The sequence below is a fragment of the Halalkalibacter sp. HAAS-P014 genome (assembly GCF_056619965.1).
Map to the genome: position 1 here is coordinate 30,948 of NZ_JBWQTV010000024.1, position 19,541 is coordinate 50,488.

General features: G+C 38.0%; 17 protein-coding genes and 1 pseudogene. 15 read left to right on the top strand and 3 right to left on the bottom strand.

Annotation, left to right across the window (positions count from 1 at the left end):
- The first annotated feature begins 34 nt into the window (after positions 1-34).
- The 10 genes from arsD to phoU all read left to right on the top strand — a co-directional run bounded on the left by arsD (position 35) and on the right by phoU (position 9,566).
- Entirely contained in the window at positions 35-391 is a 357-nt protein-coding gene (arsD, locus tag AC1FXZ_RS18685; RefSeq protein ID WP_480056479.1) for an arsenite efflux transporter metallochaperone ArsD, read from the top strand.
- Positions 388-2,148: an arsenical pump-driving ATPase gene (gene arsA, locus AC1FXZ_RS18690; RefSeq protein ID WP_480056481.1), complete on the top strand. Its 1,761-nt coding sequence runs from the start codon at positions 388-390 to the stop codon at positions 2,146-2,148. The genes arsD and arsA overlap by 4 nt, the downstream gene beginning before the upstream one ends.
- Positions 2,149-2,348: 200 nt before the next feature.
- Entirely contained in the window at positions 2,349-2,633 is a 285-nt protein-coding gene (locus AC1FXZ_RS18695; protein ID WP_480056483.1) for a hypothetical protein, read from the top strand.
- Positions 2,634-2,899: 266 nt separating this feature from the next.
- Entirely contained in the window at positions 2,900-4,360 is a 1,461-nt protein-coding gene (locus AC1FXZ_RS18700; RefSeq protein WP_480056485.1) for a SulP family inorganic anion transporter, read from the top strand.
- 143 nt (positions 4,361-4,503) lie between these two features.
- Entirely contained in the window at positions 4,504-4,920 is a 417-nt protein-coding gene (locus tag AC1FXZ_RS18705) for a universal stress protein (protein ID WP_480056487.1), read from the top strand.
- Between the two features lie 187 nt (positions 4,921-5,107).
- A complete protein-coding gene (locus AC1FXZ_RS18710) occupies positions 5,108-6,109 on the top strand; it encodes a phosphate ABC transporter substrate-binding protein PstS family protein (protein WP_480056489.1) in 1,002 nt (333 codons plus the stop codon).
- Positions 6,110-6,200: 91 nt separating this feature from the next.
- A complete protein-coding gene (pstC, locus tag AC1FXZ_RS18715; RefSeq protein WP_480056491.1) occupies positions 6,201-7,157 on the top strand; it encodes a phosphate ABC transporter permease subunit PstC in 957 nt (318 codons plus the stop codon).
- A gap of 1 nt (position 7,158) precedes the next feature.
- Positions 7,159-8,043: a phosphate ABC transporter permease PstA gene (pstA, locus tag AC1FXZ_RS18720; RefSeq protein WP_480056493.1), complete on the top strand. Its 885-nt coding sequence runs from the start codon at positions 7,159-7,161 to the stop codon at positions 8,041-8,043.
- A gap of 93 nt (positions 8,044-8,136) precedes the next feature.
- Positions 8,137-8,898, top strand: a complete 762-nt coding sequence (gene pstB, locus AC1FXZ_RS18725; RefSeq protein WP_480056742.1) for a phosphate ABC transporter ATP-binding protein PstB — start codon at positions 8,137-8,139, stop codon at positions 8,896-8,898.
- Between the two features lie 14 nt (positions 8,899-8,912).
- A complete protein-coding gene (gene phoU / locus AC1FXZ_RS18730) occupies positions 8,913-9,566 on the top strand; it encodes a phosphate signaling complex protein PhoU (RefSeq protein ID WP_480056495.1) in 654 nt (217 codons plus the stop codon).
- Between the two features lie 71 nt (positions 9,567-9,637).
- On the opposite strand, the gene AC1FXZ_RS18735 is transcribed toward phoU, so the two are convergent.
- Complete coding sequence (locus AC1FXZ_RS18735; RefSeq protein WP_480056497.1) at positions 9,638-10,069, bottom strand: YusW family protein; 432 nt, start codon at positions 10,067-10,069, stop codon at positions 9,638-9,640.
- Positions 10,070-10,263: 194 nt separating this feature from the next.
- On the opposite strand from AC1FXZ_RS18735, the gene AC1FXZ_RS18740 reads away from it, so the two are divergent.
- Positions 10,264-10,626, top strand: a complete 363-nt coding sequence (locus AC1FXZ_RS18740; protein ID WP_480056499.1) for a DUF1516 family protein — start codon at positions 10,264-10,266, stop codon at positions 10,624-10,626.
- Positions 10,627-10,740: 114 nt separating this feature from the next.
- Here AC1FXZ_RS18740 and AC1FXZ_RS18745 read toward each other — a convergent pair.
- Both AC1FXZ_RS18745 and AC1FXZ_RS18750 read right to left on the bottom strand, forming a co-directional pair.
- Positions 10,741-11,010 (bottom strand): annotated as a pseudogene (locus AC1FXZ_RS18745) (4-hydroxyphenylacetate 3-hydroxylase C-terminal domain-containing protein); the annotation flags it as partial.
- A 109-nt stretch (positions 11,011-11,119) separates the two neighbouring features.
- Entirely contained in the window at positions 11,120-11,548 is a 429-nt protein-coding gene (locus tag AC1FXZ_RS18750) for a 4-hydroxyphenylacetate 3-hydroxylase N-terminal domain-containing protein (RefSeq protein ID WP_480056501.1), read from the bottom strand.
- Positions 11,549-11,715: 167 nt separating this feature from the next.
- Between AC1FXZ_RS18750 and AC1FXZ_RS18755 the strand changes: the two genes are divergently transcribed.
- The 4 genes from AC1FXZ_RS18755 (at position 11,716) to AC1FXZ_RS18770 (ending at position 19,521) form a co-directional block, all read left to right on the top strand.
- On the top strand, positions 11,716-12,168 hold the full coding sequence (locus AC1FXZ_RS18755) for a GNAT family N-acetyltransferase (protein WP_480056503.1): 453 nt from the start codon (positions 11,716-11,718) through the stop codon (positions 12,166-12,168).
- Positions 12,165-15,044 carry a PD-(D/E)XK nuclease family protein gene (locus tag AC1FXZ_RS18760; protein ID WP_480056505.1) on the top strand — a complete coding sequence of 960 codons (2,880 nt, stop codon included), beginning with the start codon at positions 12,165-12,167 and terminating at the stop codon, positions 15,042-15,044. Before AC1FXZ_RS18755 ends, AC1FXZ_RS18760 begins: the two co-directional genes overlap by 4 nt.
- A gap of 24 nt (positions 15,045-15,068) precedes the next feature.
- The gene (locus AC1FXZ_RS18765; RefSeq protein ID WP_480056507.1) at positions 15,069-18,443 is read left to right on the top strand and encodes a UvrD-helicase domain-containing protein; all 3,375 of its coding nucleotides are present in this window, start codon (positions 15,069-15,071) and stop codon (positions 18,441-18,443) included.
- Positions 18,444-18,699: 256 nt separating this feature from the next.
- Positions 18,700-19,521, top strand: a complete 822-nt coding sequence (locus tag AC1FXZ_RS18770; protein WP_480056509.1) for an HAD family hydrolase — start codon at positions 18,700-18,702, stop codon at positions 19,519-19,521.
- Positions 19,522-19,541: the final 20 nt, after the last annotated feature.

The window sequence follows — 19,541 nt, forward strand, 5'->3', positions numbered from 1 at the left end:
AGACCCCTCTTTACTACGGTAAAGGAGTGGTTATATGTCTAAAATTAGAATTTACGATCCGGCTATGTGTTGTGCAACGGGTGTGTGTGGACCTAGTGTAGACCCAGAATTAACGCGTGTCGCAACGGCGGTTTTTATATTAGAGAAAAAGAATGTTGATATCACTCGTTATAATTTGGGTTCTGAACCTCAAGCTTTTATTGATGAAGAAAAGGTACAGGAATTATTAAATACAAAAGGGACCGATGCGCTACCTGCTGTCATCGTCGATGGTGAAGTGAAGGCAACAGGTCGTTATCCGACAAATGAAGAATTTGCCGAATGGGCGAATGTATCAGCTAATGAACTTACGAAGCAAGAGACGAAAAGTAAAGGAATTGAACTACTATGAATAAACGTTTCGAGCCTCACTCCGTAACGAGTACCCCTTATTTATTTTTCACAGGAAAAGGAGGGGTAGGAAAGACTTCAACGGCTTGTGCAACAGCAGTGGCCTTAGCTGATGAAGGAAAGAATGTTCTAATTGTCAGCACTGACCCTGCTTCGAATTTACAAGATGTTTTTGAAGAAGAAATTGGCTATGAAAAAACAACTATCTCAAATGTTCAAGGTTTATCAGCGATCAATCTTGATCCTGAGGAAGCAGCTCGTGCTTATCGTGAAAAAGTAGTAGGTCCATATCGTGATAAACTTCCAAGCCCCGTAATTGCACAAATGGAAGAGCAACTATCCGGTGCATGTACGGTGGAAATTGCAGCATTTGATGAATTTGCTTCAATCTTAACGAACCCAGAACGTACTAGTGCATATGATCATATCATTTTTGATACAGCACCAACAGGGCATACATTGCGTTTGCTACAGCTTCCAACAGCTTGGTCAAGTTTTCTAAAAGAGAGTACGCACGGGGCATCATGTCTTGGTCCACTTTCAGGACTAGCTGAGAAAAAAGAGTTGTACAATGAAGCTGTAACAGCATTATCGAACCCAGAGTTGACAACTCTTGTCCTTGTATCAAGGCCTGATGAATCAGCACTGAAAGAAGCGAGCCGAGCAGCAAACGAGTTAAAAGAAATTGGTTTAACAAATCAGCTTCTTTTGATTAATGGCAAGCGTGAGCAGTTTATCGAAGGTGATCCCGTCTCTAGTGCTTTTTATGAACGACAACAAAAAGCATTACAGAATATTCCAGCTTTATTAAAAACGATGAGTCGCTATGAACTTCCTTATGTTCCTTATCAACTCACTGGTGTTGAAGCGTTACGGACTCTCTTTAACGATCAACAGACAGAACCAGAAAACGTTTCAGAAGGACTGTCAGGCGATATTCAATCGATGAAAGACCTTATTGATCAAGTAGGGAGTAAGTCTGAAGGTGTGATTATGACAATGGGAAAAGGTGGCGTCGGGAAAACAACTGTTGCTGCAGCGATTGCAGTTGGACTAGCTGAACGTGGTCATACTGTCCATTTGACGACAACAGACCCTGCTGCACATCTGACAAATGTTCTAGGAAAACAGGTTGGAAGCATTACGGTGAGTCGTATTGATCCGAAAGCTGAGGTAGAAGCTTATAAAGAAGAAGTTTTATCAAACGCGAAAGAGTCGATTGATGAAGATGGACTTGCTTACTTAGAAGAAGATTTAAACTCTCCTTGTACGGAGGAAATTGCTGTATTCCGTGCCTTTGCAGAAGTGGTAGAAAAAGCAAAGGATTCGTTTGTCGTTATTGATACTGCACCAACAGGACATACGTTGTTGCTATTAGATGCGGCTCAGTCATATCATAAAGAGTTGGAACGTACGACAGGAGATGTTCCAGTGGCAGTATCCAAGTTGTTACCAAGGTTACGAAACGAGAATGAAACAGATGTGATCATTGTTACTCTCCCGGAAGCGACACCTGTACATGAGGCCACACGCTTGCAAGAAGACCTTGTAAGAGCCGGAATTACCCCGAGCTGGTGGGTTGTGAATCAAAGCTTTGCTACAACTCAGACTCTTGATCCAATTTTAAAGGCTCGCTCTAATTCAGAGGCGAAGTGGATCAATCTTGTAATAAGAGAACAATCAAAGCAAGTGGCAATTATACCGTGGCAGTTAGAAATGGGAACGGGTTATGAGCAATTAAAGCAGTTAACGAAATAGGAAGTTATATAAAAATTGTCAATTAATACTAATGGGCTCTCTCAGTTTTGAGATAGCTCTTTTTGTCATGGAAAAGAAATTACTAAACTTTCCAAGCATAAAACCCTAGTTGTTTATAAACTATTTTTCAATGATCTAGTAGAATAATCCATAGTAGCTTTACCGTTTAACAAGTTGCATAGAGAGTGGAGGAGAAATGCATGCTGTTTTTATTATTATTGTGTTTGTTATGTGGCGCACTGATCATTGAGATAGGACAAAGATATATTGTAAGAAAAGCGAAACCTGATATAGAGCTTCTTTGGGAAGAGTTAGATCAACAAGAGTGGTATAAAGAGTTATTGGAAAATCAAAAAAGTAAACAGTGGATTGATTCAGATAGAGAAAATGGCTTGTTAAATGATCCTTATTTTGTTCGTAAAATTATAGATAAGGAAGTTCATAGAGAAAGTTTTATAAAATATGTAAGAGAAAGAACGAAGTGATGAAAAGTAACCAGTAAAGTCAAAACATTCCCTTGATTTTGTGTTATGCAACATTAAGTTTGGTCGATTTTATGACAAATTTATTGAAAGAAGAGAAAAAGAGAGAAAATAGTAATAAACAGAAGAAATTAAAGTATGATGGACGCTTACATAAGGTTTTCAAAAAAGGTGTGTTGATGATAAGATTACGATTGTTAATAACGGACCCCGACTTTTGTGAGAGTCGAAAGTCGAACAAAAAATAAGTAAAAGAAAGAGGTGCTAGATTGAACATTCAATCAATAAAACAAGAATGGTTTGGAAATGTGCGTGCTGACGTCTTGGCCGGTATTGTCGTTGCTCTTGCACTTATTCCAGAAGCAATTGCTTTCTCGATTATTGCGGGTGTTGACCCAATGGTCGGTTTGTATGCTTCATTTTGTATTGCTGTTGTCATCGCTTTTGTAGGTGGACGTCCAGGGATGATTTCAGCTGCAACAGGTGCGATGGCATTATTAATGGTAACATTAGTTGCCGAACATGGTTTGCAGTATTTATTGGCTGCTACAATACTAACAGGAATTTTACAAATACTATTTGGAGTTTTTAAACTTGCGAGAATTATGAAGTTCGTTCCTCGTTCCGTAATGGTAGGTTTCGTGAATGCATTAGCGATTCTAATTTTTATGGCGCAGCTTGAGCAATTTGTTGATGCAACATGGTTAATGTATGCATTGGTTGCTGCAACTTTAGTAATTATTTATGGGTTGCCACGTATTACGAAGGTAGTACCGTCTGCTCTTGCGGGAATTGTCATCATTACTGCAGTTGTTATTTTTGCGGGTTTTGACCTTCGTACCGTTGGAGATATGGGAAACCTAACTCAAGCTTTGCCAATGTTTTTAATTCCACAAATTCCGTTAAACTTTGAAACGTTAATGATTATTTTCCCTTATTCACTTGCTTTAGCAATTGTAGGTATTCTGGAATCACTGTTAACAGCAAATATCGTCGATGATATGACAGATACAGAAAGTGATAAAAACAAAGAAAGTCGTGGACAGGGGATTGCCAATATCGTGTCAGGCTTCTTCGGTGGTATGGCTGGTTGTGCGATGATTGGTCAGTCCGTTATCAATGTCAAATCGGGAGGAAGAGGACGTCTTTCAGCTTTAGTAGCGGGTGTGTTCTTGATGTTCTTAATCTTAGTACTCGGAGGGTTAGTCGTTCAAATTCCAATGGCGGCACTTGTAGGGGTCATGTTTATGGTGTCCTTCAGTACATTTGACTGGAGTTCTGTCCGTAACATTCACAAGCTCCCACGTACTGATGCAGTCGTAATGGTTGTTACAGTCGCAACGGTTGTTATCACGCATAATTTGGCATACGGTGTATTTGCAGGTGTTCTATTAAGTGCGATTTTCTTTGCTGCAAAGATTTCAAAGGTTCATGTAGAAAAGAGCTATATTAATAATCTCGATAAACAAGTCTATAAAATTCATGGTCAAATTTTCTTTGCTTCTGTAACGGATTTAGTAAATAACTTTGATTACAAGGAAGATGTGAAACATGTTGAGATTGATTTAACAAACGCTCATCTTTGGGATGACTCAGCGATTGGGGCATTAGATAAGATCGAAGGGAAATTTGAACAAAATGGCATTAAAGTCGAGTATGTTGGCTTGAATGCAGAGAGCGAAAAATTAAAAGATAAAATTGGTGGAATCTCAAAAGCTTCAGGCCACTAAAATTAAAAGACAGAGGTCGATGCATACCTCTGTCTTTCATTCTTTTATTTTAAAAGTAGATTCATTGAATACGCTTTACATTAATTGGTGAATTGATTACGATTATAATAAGTCATAACGTGTTTTACAGAGGGGGACTCGATATGTTCAAAAAAATCTTGTTAGCATCTGATGGATCAGCACATTCCGTACGTGCAGCTGAGAAAGCAGCAAATTTAGCAAAGTTACACAATGGAAAAGTTGATGTTATTTATTCAGTTGACGGCTCAACATCGAAATCAGATGTATTGACGAACAATAGCAAGTATGAGATTGAGAAAAAGCGTAAAGAAAAGCTAGCACCAATTGTAGAATTGTTAGAGAAGGAAGAAGTAGACTTTACGGTTCAAATTATACAAGGTGAGCCAGGACCAACAATTGTAAACTTTGCTAACAAAGGGAACTATGATTGTGTTGTGGTCGGTTCACGTGGATTAAATAAATTGCAAACAATGGTACTAGGTAGCGTAAGCCATAAAATTGCCAAACGAGTAGAAGTGCCAGTATTAATAGTAAAATAGGGAGAACTAAGGGGTCCATTCTAATTGATATAGAATGGACCCCTTTTTGTATGTAAAGAAGTGTAAATTCCATTTACAAAAGCTTAACAGTACAACCATACCTCCTTAATATTCCTCTACTATACTTACAATTGTAAGGGAGAGACCTTTAGAAAATTCACTTAAAAGAAAAAGGGAGGACAATGAATTGAAGAAGTTTTTATTGTTATTCGTTACAGCGATGCTAATGATAGTGTTAGCAGCATGTGGAAGTGAAGAGTCAACAGGGGATTTAAATGAAGGAAGTGTATCTGAGCAAAAAGATTCTAATGATGGACAAAAAGCAGCAGAAGAAACTTCTTTAGAAGGAAGTGTTGTTGTTGATGGATCGGGAACTGTTTATCCATTAATGTCAGTCGTGGCTGAAGAGTATATGTATCAAGAACAAGAAAATGTATCTGTAGAGGTTAGTCGTGCAGGAACAAGTGCTGGATTCGGTAGATTCCTAATAGAAAACGGTACAGATTTTAATAATGCATCACGGCAAATAAAAGAAGAAGAAGCGCAAGAAGCAGAAGCAGTTGGATTTGAAGTGAAAGAAATGAAAGTAGCATTAGATGGTTTAACATTTGTCATTAACAAAGAAAATGACTGGGCAACTGAATTAACTGAAGAGGAAATAATCCACATTTTCAAACATGACGGTGGTGTTACGAAATGGTCTGATTTACGTCCTGAATTCCCAGATGAAGAGATTAACCCAATGGGACCAAACGAAAACCATGGAACGTATGAATTTTTCTATGAAAATATTCTTGATAAAGAAGATTTAGTAGACGGTGTTAACCTTCAACAAGAATATTCGACGTTAGTAAACCTAGTAGCAGAAGACAAAAATGCGATTGCATTCTTTGGCTTTGGTTATTATGTGAACAATCAAGAGCAGCTTACAGCAGTTAATGTTGACTTTGGAAATGGACCAGTCGAACCAACACTAGGAACAATTGGAGAGGATGCAGAATATGCCCCGTTTACTCGTCCAGTATTTACGTACTTGAATGTGGATATGGCCAAAGAAAAGCCGCAAGTATTAGATTTTGCACTTTTTGTTGCGAATAATGTAGATGAATTTGCTGGAGAAACTGGATTTGCTCCGTTACCAGAAGAAGAATTACAACAATATGTTGAGTTTTTAGAAGGCTTAAAATAATCGTTTTGTAATGAAGAGGGTGAGGGCATAAACCTTTTGCTTTTCGCCCTCTATTATCTACGAGTAACGGGGATAAAGGGGTGCGCGAGTGATGGAGACAAACAGCGCTTTAAACAAAGGGAACGCTGTTAACGTTCGGGAAATGATTGATGAAAGAAAACAAGCAAGAAGTCTAACCAATGTTTTAGAAAAAATTGTGCCAAAGGTTCTATTAGCGATTGCGACCATCTCAATCCTAACAACAATTGGAATTATCCTAACACTAATAACTGAGACGGTAACATTCTTTAAGGAAATTCCGATCTTAGACTTCTTTACGGGAACGGTCCTTAAACCACTTAGTCAAAATCCTGAATTTGGTATTTTGCCATTGCTTATGGGAACGGTTATCTCTTCAATCATTGCAATGTTTGTTGCAATTCCAATTGGATTGATGACGGCTATTTATTTAAGCGAATATGCGTCTGATAAAGTAAGAAGATTATTCAAACCAATTCTTGAAATTTTAGCAGGAATCCCAACGATCGTCTATGGATTTTTCGCATTTACGTTTGTTACACCTATTTTACGAGAATTTATTCCAGGGCTTCAAGCTACAAATATCCTTAGTCCAGGAATTGTAATGGGAATTATGATTATTCCAATGGTAGCATCTTTGTCCGAAGATGCAATGAGTTCTGTACCGAATTCAATGAGAGAGGGAGCTTTAGCGCTTGGCTCAACGAAGCTAGAGGTTACTAGAAAAGTAATTATGCCAGCTGCGATGTCAGGAATCATTGCTTCATTCGTTCTTGGAATTTCACGGGCGATAGGTGAAACAATGATCGTAACCATTGCAAGTGGTAGTTCCAAAAACTTCACTTTCGACATTACTCAATCTATGCAAACAATGACTGCATATATTGTTGAGGTATCTAGTGGGGATGCTCCCGCTGGTTCCACGATATATTACAGCTTGTATGCTGTAGCAATGACATTATTTATTTTTACGTTTTTAATGAATTTACTAGCAAGGTATATTTCTCGTAAGTATAGGGAGGAATATTAAGATGAAATACGTGGATACAGCTCAAGTTCAAAAAAAAATGAACACACGTTTACTAACGAATACTATTGCAAAATCATTATTTTTTCTCGCAACAATGTTCGGATTTCTCATCCTTACTATTTTAATTATTCGCGTTGTTTCACAAGGAATTGGCTGGATTAATGTCGACTTTCTAACAGGGAAGTTATCAACGAATGCAGAGCGAGCAGGAATCATGGGTGCTGTACTTGGTACGTTATGGCTCATAGCTGTTGTTGCTCCTGTCACCCTATTCTTAGGTGTAGGTACAGCAATTTATTTAGAGTGTTATGCAAAAAAAGGCCGACTCCATTCATTTATTCAAACAAATATCTCTAACCTAGCTGGTGTACCTTCAATTGTATTTGGTATTTTAGGTTTGACCGTGTTTGTTCGTACGCTTGGTTTCGGAAATGTCATTCTAGCGGGGGGGCTAACGATGTCACTTTTAGTGTTGCCAATTGTCGTTGTTGCAAGTCAGGAGGCGATTCGTGCCGTACCAGGACAATTAAGTGAAGCATCTTTTGGAATGGGAGCAACCAAATGGCAAACGATTCAAAACATCGTCTTACCTGCTGCGTTACCTGGAATCATGACAGGTGCCATTTTATCCTTATCTCGAGCGATTGGAGAAACAGCTCCTCTTGTGGTAATAGGAATTCCAGCATTATTAATTCCATTTCCGGGTGGGATTATGGACCGGTTTACGGTGTTACCGATGCAAATTTATTATTGGACGCTTGACTCGGCTTTAGTAGCTGAATATGCCTACTTAGCTTCGGCAACGATTATTGTCCTGCTTGTTGTGTTATTTTTATTGAATTCAATGGCTATTGTCATACGGAATAAATTTCAACAAAGATATTAATCTAATTTTTCAGGAGGGGAAATCATGGCGCTTTTATTTCAAAAAGATAATGTTGAGTACAATGAGAAGAGCAACCCTGTAAAAAGTACTGTAATGGGAAGAGAGATTGTGTATGAAACGAAGGATTTAAACCTTTGGTATGGAAAAGATCATGCCTTAAAAAATATTAATCTTCCTATATTTGAACGAGAAGTAACAGCTATTATTGGCCCTTCAGGTTGTGGGAAATCAACTTATATAAAAGCGCTAAATCGAATGGTTCAATTAGTGCCAATTGTTCGTATAGCAGGAGATATAATGTACCGTGGCAAAAGTATTTTAGACAAGTCTTATAAAGTAGAAGATTTGCGAACGCGTGTTGGAATGGTTTTTCAAAAGCCGAATCCTTTTCCTAAGTCAATTTATGATAATGTCGCATATGGTCCTCGAATTCATGGAATTAAAAATAAAAACATATTAGATCAAATTGTTGAGCGAAGCCTACGTGGTGCTGCAATATGGGATGAAGTGAAAGATAGATTGCAAGAAAATGCTTATGGTTTATCTGGTGGACAACAGCAACGTCTTTGTATAGCGCGCTGCTTGGCAATTGAGCCGGATGTCATTTTAATGGATGAACCGACCTCGGCTTTAGATCCTAAATCAACCCTTAAAGTGGAAGAGCTTATTCAAGAGTTAAAAGAAGAGTATTCGATTATTATTGTAACTCATAATATGCAACAAGCAGCTCGTATATCAGATAAGACGGCCTTCTTTTTAAATGGGGAAGTGGTGGAATACGATCAAACGGATGTTATTTTCTCGAATCCAACTGATAAGCGTACTGAGGATTATATTACAGGAAGATTTGGATAAGAAGGTGTATGTTTATGGCTGTTCGCGAAAGTTTCCATTCACAACTTGATTTAGTGAAACATCAGCTCCTTGAGATGGGAACAAAAGTTGAAGATGTAATGGATCGAATGATTAAAGCATTTGCAGCATCAGAAGTCAAAGTGATGGAAGAACTTATTAAGCAGGATGTTGAAATTAATCAATTAGAGCTTAGGTTGCACGATCAGGTAACATTGTTAATTTCTAGACAGCAGCCCGTTGCAACAGACTTGAGAAAATTAATTGTCGCCTTAAAAATTTCGAGTGATTTAGAAAGAATTGCAGATCTAGTCGTTGATATGGCAAAACAAGCTAAACGAATAAAACAAAATAGTTTATTACCCTACCAGGTTAAAATTGTAGCTATCTTTTCATTAGCACAAGAAATGATTCATAAATCGTTACAGGCATATCGAGAAACAGATATTCTACTAGCTCAGAAAATTGCTGGAATGGACGATAAAGTGGATGCTATGTACGGGGCATTAATTCGCGATTTATTTCAATTAAAAGAGGAGCAAATAGAGGTTGATCAAATTACGCAATTAGCCTTTATCGGAAGGTATATTGAACGAATAGCTGATTATGCTACTAATATTGCAGAATGGGTTGTTTATGAAGTGAATGGTAAGCATTTTGATTTAAATTAGCCTCTATATAAAAAATAAAATAATCCCGTGAAATAAGATGGCACTACCGACCCTTCACGGGATTATTAGATTTACATATTTGCTGTTAGTTCTTCACCTGTAGAAAAATCAACTTCTAATTCTAAATTACGAATATCATCTCTTGTAATGTTCAGGGAATCTAGTGTCTTAGCGAGTGCTTCTTCAGGGGAAGTATTGGGTTGTAAAGCAAGTTGATGCAGCAACCCTTTTATTTCTGCAAGTGCTACTTCTCCCTTGGATACGTCTTTGCCTTCAGCAGTTTTTCTTTCAACTTCGGCCATTTTAGAGCCATTCTTATTTTTGAAGTCCATTTCGAGTTCTTCATTGTTAATAAAATCAACTTCAAGTTCAAATTCTTCTATGTTATCAATACTAGCTACTCCAGTCTGTGCTTGTTCCTCGGTTGCACCTTCATTCATACCACAGCCTGTCATGATCAGAGCGAAAGTGAATATCAGTGACAAGATCTTTCGTGTCAGCAACAAGTTTCTCACCTCATTTTTACATTTAGTATGTGAGGCTTCCAGAGGAGTATGTATGAAAACAGAAGTGGGGGAATCTTTTTGACAATAAATGGAAATTAAAATTTCTTTGTCGTTTACAGCTGATTGTTATTATTTTTAGCTTTTATCGATTATAATGGGGAAGAATGTTAATTTTAGAAGGAGGTATTATCTTGCTTGTTGGAATGTACTATGCACATGCAGATTCATGGTGGCTTTTTCTAGTATTGTTTTTGATCACATTCTTTCTAATAAGAGCTAATGTGAATAAAGCTGGTAAAATTCTACATATGATCTTGCGTTTATTCTACGTCATTATGATTTTCTCTGGAGTTGTTCTCCTATTTAATCAAGGATTTGCACTGATGTATGTTGTAAAAGGAATTCTTGCAGTTGTGCTCATTTATGCTATGGAAATGATTCTTGTTCGGACAAAGAAGGGAACGCTTGGTTCGAAGGCAACAATGTACTGGGGAATCTTGATTGTTACACTTATCCTTGTGGTCCTATTAGGTCTTCGAGTAATAGTATTTTAAGAGAGGGGATGTCCCAAAAGGTGTGAAGCCTTTTGGGACATCCTCAAAGCATTTAGTGGGATCGCTACGTGTCTTGAGCTATTACCTCCGTGTTACCAGTTTCTGAGCTAACCTCTATTTTTGATTTTTATGTTGGTTTAAAAATGAAGTGATTTGCTCAACATATTCAATCTTGTCATAAGATTGGTAGAGCGAAGACGACAGACGAACAGGATCGCCAAAGAAATAACGCTCATACTGAGTTTGACGAGAACCAAATGGACTCATAGTTAGATCCCATGCTAAACGAAACAGTTGGACACGTTCTTTAGTTGGGGCTTCTTTTGCTTGTAAATATTGCTCTAAATCAGGGCCAATCGGAGAATGAAAATCTTTTTCTGTTGGAAACCAGGTGTGTTCGAGGGGAGGGAAAATGCGTAAACATACGCCGGATCAATAGAATTTCCACCTGCAGGTAAGACGAGTACTTCATCTGTTATCCCACCTTGTGTCGCTACTCATTTTTACTAGCATATTGATACACATTTTTAACGTTTTCTTTAAAACGCCTATCAAAAAAGGAGGAAGAAGCTCCAAGTGTCATGATCGCTGTATTAATATAATCAGGAGAACGTCCAATGGTCCCACCACTTTCTCTGGCCCAGAGTTGAGTGGCTTCGCGTCGCCTCTTTAATGCCTCGAGTGTTGTTGGTTGCTCGAATGCAAAGTTATAGCGTTCCTTTTGATCAGTTGTTAATCGTGTGAGTAAAGGCTGGGCGCTCTGAGTATGTTGGAGGTCATAAAGAGCTCCTTTGCTGTTAAGTATTCCTTTAAAAGCTGAATGCTCTGAAAGTTTACCTGTCACTTTTTCTCCTTCAATCCAAACCTCGTTATTTAATGAATCAATTCGATCAATATATTGTTTACCCGTTATAATTGACATAGCATCCCACCTTTATTGACATTCCTCATATTTATATGATGGAAATTGTGTATATTTCCACCTTTTTCATAGCGATGTCCTTAGACGCAACCTTGTACCATTTCATTTTCATTGGATACGTGGAAGATGATAAAATAACAGAAGATAATTTTAGGGGGAAATGTTTTATGGACTGGACGGTTAAAAAATTCGTTGATTTATCAATAGATGAGTTATATGAAATAATTCGTTTACGTATAGAGGTTTTTGTAGTAGAACAAAATTGCCCATACCAAGAACTTGATGACAAAGATCAGAAGGCTCTCCATTTAATCGGTCGAAAAGATGGAGAGATTGTTGCTTATAGTAGGTTATTTCAAAAAGGAATAGTCGCAACTGATGATGCATCTATCGGACGAGTCATCGTAAAAGAAAATGCAAGAGGGAATGGATGGGGACAAGCTCTACTTACTAAGTCAATAGAAACTTTAGAAACGCAGATGGGGGAGCAGAGCATCCTCATTCATGCGCAAAATTATTTATTGGAATTTTATCAGTCATTCGGTTTTCAAGCAGTGTCTGAAGTTTATCTATTAGATGGGATTGATCATTTAGATATGCGTAAGGGGAGGAAGGTATGAGCCAGCACGTTGTTTATAGTACACATGTCAAACAGGTAGCTAATAAAGAACGGTTAAAAAGAGCGTTTGCCCTTACTAAGGAAGGAGAGGGGAAGGTTTTCTATGTTCTTCCATCGCAAAAGTGGTTGCATGAGGCACGAAGAAAGCAACCAGGTTTGTTAATTACAACATTTGATGATGTTGCGAGTTTCATCTTATCAGAAGCCAATATTTCCTACATCCCACTATCTGAAGAAGAGAGAACTCTTTTCTTTTTACAATTTGTAAAGGAAAAAGAGACGATAAGAGGGGAAGAGATTATTTCTGGAAAAGCTCGAGCTTATGCAGATACGTATGGACAAGTGAAACGATTAGGGCTTGAAGTTAACGATATACCAAATACTCTATTACCATTACAACACTTATTTAAAAGTTATGAAGAACAAGTTGGAAATGCTCGAACGTTATTGGATCCGGAAAATATTATTTTACGTGCAATTAAATTGCTTGAGCAAAAACCTGAAGATGTGAAATTGTCTACTATCATGATAGATGGATATTACGACTTTAGCCCTTTACAAGTATTATTTATTGAAGCGTTAAAAAAAGCAGGCATTACGCTAGAGATATACGTACCAAATCATACTGGCTTTGATATTGTTGACCAAACAGTACAGGAATTAACAACGATAGGATTTACTGATAGGCGTGAGGAAAAAGAGCAAACAAAAATGCTCAAGCATGTTGAACTAGTTGCTTCGTCTACAAACGAAGAGCAGTGGAGGGGGATTCTTGAAGAAATATGTCAGTCCGATCAGCCCTATGATCGTGTAGGGATATTAGTTGTTGATGAGCAGAATGGCATTAATGAATTGGAGAAGTATGCCAATGTTTATGGTGTTCCTCTAGACAAAGCGAAAAAACGAAAGCTGTCAACGACTTCGGTTCACTCTATATTGCTAGCAGCTTTACGTAATAATCGAAAGCCGAAGTCAAAATGGGAACAGCTTCCTTTAGTAGAGTTAATCTTACGGCTGTATCAAGTTACTGGATTGCAATATGCAAAACAGAAGCAAGAGTTTTTGAATTCGGGTAACTGGTTATATGAGGAACATCAATACGTATTTGAACAAGTAAATAGCCTTGAATGGAAGAAGAGTGATTCGTTTGTTGCGTACCTTAAACAATTACGGAACTTGATAGAACAGCTACCATTTCAAGCATATTGGCAGGAGCAATTTTCAAAAATAGATAATGTAAATCTATTAAAAGAAATGGCGAATGAATACAAGGCGTTAGATCAAATCAACGTACATTTGCAAAAGTACGAACAGCTTTTGCTAGACAAAGGCCTAGAATCGTTACAGATGACCCATGATTTATTTGTTGAATGGATGAGTTCAATTGGCGATCGATTGCACATCTTTAAAGAGAGAGCATCTAAACAAGGGATTACGATTCATACATGGCGTGATGTTAGCTTGTTTCAGGGAGAAAAACTGTATGTAGTAGGAATGAATGAGGGAGCATTTCCTGCCCCCCATCATTTGAGTGGTTATGTTCATGAACGTGATCTATTTGATAGCCCAGTTCGCTTTAGTGCGCCGACACAAGAGCATTTTCGCTTAAAACAACAAGCATATTATGAGCAATTAGCATATGTTGCAAGTTCAATTACATTCACATATATGAAAGGAATCGATGCTAACCATCCTTTATTACCGTCAACTCTACTAGAAGGCATAAATGAAACAAAAATGTGGACATGGGAAGGAAGAATGAGTCGTGAATACTCGTTTTCTGTTGACGATGAACGTGAGAAAATAGCTTATCACCTTGGCAAAGGCTACTTAGTCGAACAACCACCTTATGAGATTGAACAAATGCAACATAGATTAGAGCGCTTAGAGAAGGGAGAGGAGCGCGTCTCTTATTTCCAGCAAGAACAATTAAAGCCGGTGGTTTCCGTAACGGCGCTAGAAAGTTATGCGCGTTGTCCTTTTCGATATGGAATGGAGCGAGTCCTGAAAGTATCAGAACCAGCGTCGATACAAGAGCGAGTATCACCGCTTGAGATAGGCGATATGATGCACTCTATTATTGAAGAAGTGTATACAGAGGTTAATGCAGTCGATAAGTCATTTGCAGAAATGAAGGAGAAAGTGACTCACATCCCCGCTCGGATTGTAGAGTTATTCGAGGAAAAATGGGAGACTATTGAAAAACAAAGTCCGGAAATTTCAAGGTTTGATTTAAAATTAGCAAAGCAAGAATGGCAAAGGCGTTTACGAAGATGGTGGCAAGCAGAACGGAAACACTTCTGGGATAACAAACAGTTATCAGAAATGAAAATTATGGAAATTGAAAAAGCTATTCGGTTTGAATTGCCATTGTCGCAAAAGCAGACATTGGTTTTAACAGGTAAAGCAGACCGTGTTGATCGAATCGACGGGTCCATCGTTGTATATGATTATAAATCTGGCCATGCTAGTGTGAAAATTGATGAAGTTAAGTCTGGATTGAAATTACAATTACCATTATATGCATTTGCCATTCGCGAGGAACTTGAACGTAACGAACAAACAACTGTCCAAGCAGACGGAGCAACCTATATCTCTCTCAAGGAGCCTAGTAAACGAGCAGGAAATGGTATGTGGCGTAACGAACACGTTGGAAAATCGTCACGTTACTTTGTATCATCAGCTTGCCGAAATCGTGACGATCAGCTTGGGACGGAGCAATTTTTAATTGAGCATGAACTAAAGGAACGTATTACGGAATTATGGGAAGGCATGCAAACTAATTTCCCTGTAGAGCCACTGGAATGTTCTAGTTTTTGTCCGTATAAGTCGGTGTGTCGAGTCACGGATGAGAAGAAAGAGCGAGCAAATCGATAACGGATAAGCCTGAGGAGGAGAGACATGAAATTTAATGATGCTCAATTAAGGGCTATTACGAGTGACAAATCATTAATTTTGGTATCAGCTGGAGCAGGTTCAGGGAAAACGCGAGTGTTAACGGAGCGATTTATTCATCTGTGTGAACTTCGATTACAAGACCCGAATCACCCTGTCGGTGCAACAGTCGAGGAAATTGTCGCGATCACATTTACAGAAAAAGCAGCAAGAGAAATGAAGGATCGAATTCGTAAACGTTTAGCTGAAAAAGAACTGCACGGAAAAGAGGAGTACGAACGTCTCTTTTGGAACGAACAAAAGGAAGCGATAGAACGCGCTAATATCTCGACCTTTCATAGCTTTTGTCAGCGACTTCTTTCTCAACATGCTATGGCAGCAGATTTAGTACCAAGGAGTCGTGTGATTGATGATGTTGAGGCTAGAAGCCGTAAGCGAGCGATCATGACAGAAATGCTTGAGGAAAGAAAATATCATGAAGTCGCCTTACCTTTACTTACAATCATGAGTAAACGTCAAGTCTTTGAATCGATTGAACAAGTTTTTAATGATATTAGTGAATTTGTTGTTGGCGTAAATACAATTGAGTCGCTGCAAATCGACGAAATGATAAAAAAACAAACTGAAGCTAAAAAGATAGAACAAGTAACATTAATTCAGAAGTTTGATAAAGAAGCGCGTAGGTGCATTCAGGATTTTCCGGAAGTTGATGAGTTAACGAAAGCACAACGGGCACATATTGAGAGAATATCCGAAGGGTTTTCGACAGTTTCGATTAAAAAAGACCCTAATGATTATATAAACCAAGTAGCGAGTTTAATGCCTTCAAAGTCTGATAAACGTTGGAGTGAAAAAGCACCTGCATTATATGAACTCTATGTAGAGCATTGGAAGCCATTAAAAGACCTTTGGGAAAACGTTGGTGGAGAAGTTACAATTGACGATGACACAAAGCAATATTTAGAACGAGTAATCATTCTACTTCAAGAGTTTGCAAGACGTTATAGCTATGAAAAGAAAATGGCAGGGGTGCTTGATTTCTCAGATTTACAGCAAAAAGCTGTTGCACTTCTTAATAATAAAGCCATTAAAGAAGCTTGTCAGAGACAATTTCGTCACATGATGGTTGATGAATTTCAAGATACGAATCGCTTGCAGCTTGAGATGTTAGAACGAATTGAACCAGATTTTCAATTTATTGTAGGGGATCAAAAACAATCAATTTACCGCTTCCGTGGAGCTAATGTACGTTTAATGAACGAACGAGAAGAGTTAGCAACGAAGTTAAACAATGCTGAGGTTATTTTAATGAATCAAAACTACCGGACGACAGAACCGGTTATTGAGGCAGTGAATGAGCTGTTTTCAAATGCAATGGTGAAGCAAAGAAAAGAATCTTATGAGACTGTTTATGCTCCTTTAAAAGCCAATCGTCCTGGTGAAACTGTCGGGGAAAAAAGAGTGGAATTAGTCAAGCTTGAGAAGGATGAAGAGAGAGAAACTTCTTCTTACGGTACGCTAGCAAATCGAATTGTTGAGATGATTGAATCAGGAAGACCAAAGGTATTTCATAATGAGGAGTGGATGAAACCGAGCTTTGGAGATATAGCAATTTTAATTCCAGCTAGATCCCAGCTTCTCTCACTTGAGCGATCATTAATAAATAAAGGAATTCCTTATGTTGTTAGTGGTGGAATTGGATTTTATGATAGACAAGAAGTTCTAGATTTTTTAACACTTTTAAGGTGGTTGAATCGTCCATTTGAAGAGTTGCATTTATTGGCGATTCTAAGAAGTCCAATTTGTGGGCTGACGTTTGACGACTTTTTAACTCTTAAATCAAGATTAAGTGAGACGGAGTCACTTTACCATCTTGTTTATGATCAAGCCCATCAAGCTTTTAGTAGCCTTCCAGCACAGGTTCAAGAAGCATGCAATAAGCTGCATCGTTGGTTAGAGTGGACACCGTTTCGTACAGAGGAATCACTTGAGCATTCGTTAGGGAAGGTTTTTAAGGAAACAGGCTTGCGTAGTGCTTTATTGCTTCAGAAGAACGGGCTGCAAAAAGTAAGAAATGTTGAGAAACTCATTCAAACGATTGTTGATAGTAAGCAAACCGATCTAGAGACACTCTTGTCAGAATTAGAAGATAGAATTGCTCTAAGTGAAAAAGAAGGAGAATCGGAAGTAGAACGTATAGATGGTGATGTAGTTCAAATTATGACTGTTCATGCTTCAAAAGGACTCGAATTTCCAATTGTTTGCTTACCTCAACTTGATAGAGCCATTCAAGGAGACAAAGGAAGTATTCGCTTTCACCCAGATATGGGGATTGTGCTGAACTTGGAAGAAGAGGCGCTTGAACTAGGGGAGAAGTCTACTTTTTATCAAACGCCAGGATTTCCTCTTGTCAAAGAACGAGCTAATCTAGAAGCAAGAGAAGAAGCAAAGCGTTTATTTTACGTAGCGATGACACGGGCACGTGATTATCTCTTTATGCTTGGGGAAGAATCTAAAAATTCCTATACTTGGCTTGCTTTAACAGAAGATGCTTTAGAAAAGACAAGCTTAGCAGACAAACTTGATGACAGAGAACCTAGTGAAGATCAAGAGCAAGTACAAGTTACTGCTAAACCATATACAATTCCGAAACGACTCGATCTTAAAGAGACCCCATTAACATTGTCAGTATCAGAAGTGATGCTTTTCATAAAAGATCCAGCTATCTATTTCGATCGGCATGTCATCGGTTTACCTGATTTTACTGACTTAGTTAACCAAACTGGGGTAGAACAAAGGCAAATAGGGATTGATCCTTCAAAACTAGGTACTTTAGTTCACCGGGCATGTGAGCTTCGCGATAGCGGGCTAACAAATGAGCTCGCAATAAAAGAAGCGCTGCGTGAAGAACAGGAGTTTGGTGAGGAACTTCCTGATTACGAAGCTGAAATGGTGAAGTTAATGAGAAGCTACAACGATGAGGTAAAAGAGCTACTAGGAGAAACGGTTGCAAACGAATGGTCTTTTTCAACTAGAATTGAAGGCGTTGAGATCATTGGTGAAATAGATAAGGTGACGGAAAAAGAAGGAAAATATCATATAGTTGATTTTAAAACAAATCGGTTCAAAGATTCAGGAAGTGAATTAATGGATCTCTATTGGTCACAACTCTACCTTTATAAGCTAGCTTATGAGCAAGAAACTGGAAATCAAATCGATACGATGTCGTTGTTTGTGTTACGTGATAAAGATAATCCAGTTCATACGTTAGAGAGAAAAGAAAGGGAAGAGGAAGCTGTTAGACAAGCGATACGGATGATTCAATTACTGCGAACGAAGCAAGCAACGAAAGCAGAGTATGTGTCTATAGTACAGAATTAGTTAAAAAAGCGAGCAGACTAGAATTCTGCTCGCTTTTTTTCATAGATAATACGCTATTTGTATTTATTGTATAGAAAGAGGCTTAGGAATGAATTAATGAATAATAATTCCACAAAATAAGATTTAGCGTTTATTTACTCTACTAGTTAAAAAAGCTTTAACAACGTGCATCTCTATAAATTAAATAACTTCACAAATATAATTTACCGGTTAAAATTCGATTGCTGTTATTGCATAGGTGGAAAGGAAGATAAAGATGCTCGCGAACTATAAACTAGTTATTTTTGATTTGGACGGAACATTATACGAAGGCACGGATCATTTTGATTTTTATGCTAGCCTATTAAAGCAATACGTACCAGAACATGCAAAGAAGAGCTATATAGACGATTATGACAGAATGAAAAATGGGAACCATATCGTATCAATCGGAAAAGCTTACGATGTTAACAAAGATTTAATATTGACAGTTGATCCAATGACGTTAATGGTTTCTGAGGCCCATTGTTGGGACGGTACCAAGGTTGAGGAAAAAAAAGTAAGAAAGTTATACTCACGTACTCTAGAGTTTAATTTTAAAGATATGATTGCAATTGGTGATGGGTGGTGGTTGCCCTATGTCGCAGCTAAGCATTACGGAGTAGAAGACTGTTACCCCAGTTATTTAGCAACGAAGGAATACATGGTTACCGAGCAATTTACACTTGAAAGGCTTGAGGGACTAAAAGAAGGATTAATTAATTTAAAAGATATGACGCAAATTGTCCTCGTAACCAATAGTGATCGTGAGGATGTTTGTCGGTTATTAAAGGAGTTAGATTTGCATCATGTATTTGCACACGTTGTAACATCTGCAAAGAAGCCAGCTCAAACGACACCGATCTTTAATGAGTTATTGAAGCAATATAAGGTTGATGCATCGGAAGCTGTTTCCGTTGGTGACAACTTTATTAATGAGATCGCACCAGCTATCCTTCTCGGTATGAAAGGAATATACATAAATCCACATGGATTTGATGATAAACACCATTTATTAACAGTTATTCCATCAATTACAACTTGTTTTCAATCTAAATAAGAATTAAAGGCAACTTCCTC

Coding starts and splice junctions, on each gene's coding strand:
- arsD (WP_480056479.1), top strand. CDS start 35: ATGTCTAAAATTAGAATTTACGATCCGGCTATGTGTTGTGCAACGGGT.
- arsA (WP_480056481.1), top strand. CDS start 388: ATGAATAAACGTTTCGAGCCTCACTCCGTAACGAGTACCCCTTATTTA.
- AC1FXZ_RS18695 (WP_480056483.1), top strand. CDS start 2,349: ATGCTGTTTTTATTATTATTGTGTTTGTTATGTGGCGCACTGATCATT.
- AC1FXZ_RS18705 (WP_480056487.1), top strand. CDS start 4,504: ATGTTCAAAAAAATCTTGTTAGCATCTGATGGATCAGCACATTCCGTA.
- pstC (WP_480056491.1), top strand. CDS start 6,201: ATGGAGACAAACAGCGCTTTAAACAAAGGGAACGCTGTTAACGTTCGG.
- pstA (WP_480056493.1), top strand. CDS start 7,159: ATGAAATACGTGGATACAGCTCAAGTTCAAAAAAAAATGAACACACGT.
- pstB (WP_480056742.1), top strand. CDS start 8,137: ATGGGAAGAGAGATTGTGTATGAAACGAAGGATTTAAACCTTTGGTAT.
- phoU (WP_480056495.1), top strand. CDS start 8,913: ATGGCTGTTCGCGAAAGTTTCCATTCACAACTTGATTTAGTGAAACAT.
- AC1FXZ_RS18750 (WP_480056501.1), bottom strand. CDS start 11,548: ATGTCAATTATAACGGGTAAACAATATATTGATCGAATTGATTCATTA.
- AC1FXZ_RS18755 (WP_480056503.1), top strand. CDS start 11,716: ATGGACTGGACGGTTAAAAAATTCGTTGATTTATCAATAGATGAGTTA.
- AC1FXZ_RS18760 (WP_480056505.1), top strand. CDS start 12,165: ATGAGCCAGCACGTTGTTTATAGTACACATGTCAAACAGGTAGCTAAT.
- AC1FXZ_RS18765 (WP_480056507.1), top strand. CDS start 15,069: ATGAAATTTAATGATGCTCAATTAAGGGCTATTACGAGTGACAAATCA.
- AC1FXZ_RS18770 (WP_480056509.1), top strand. CDS start 18,700: ATGCTCGCGAACTATAAACTAGTTATTTTTGATTTGGACGGAACATTA.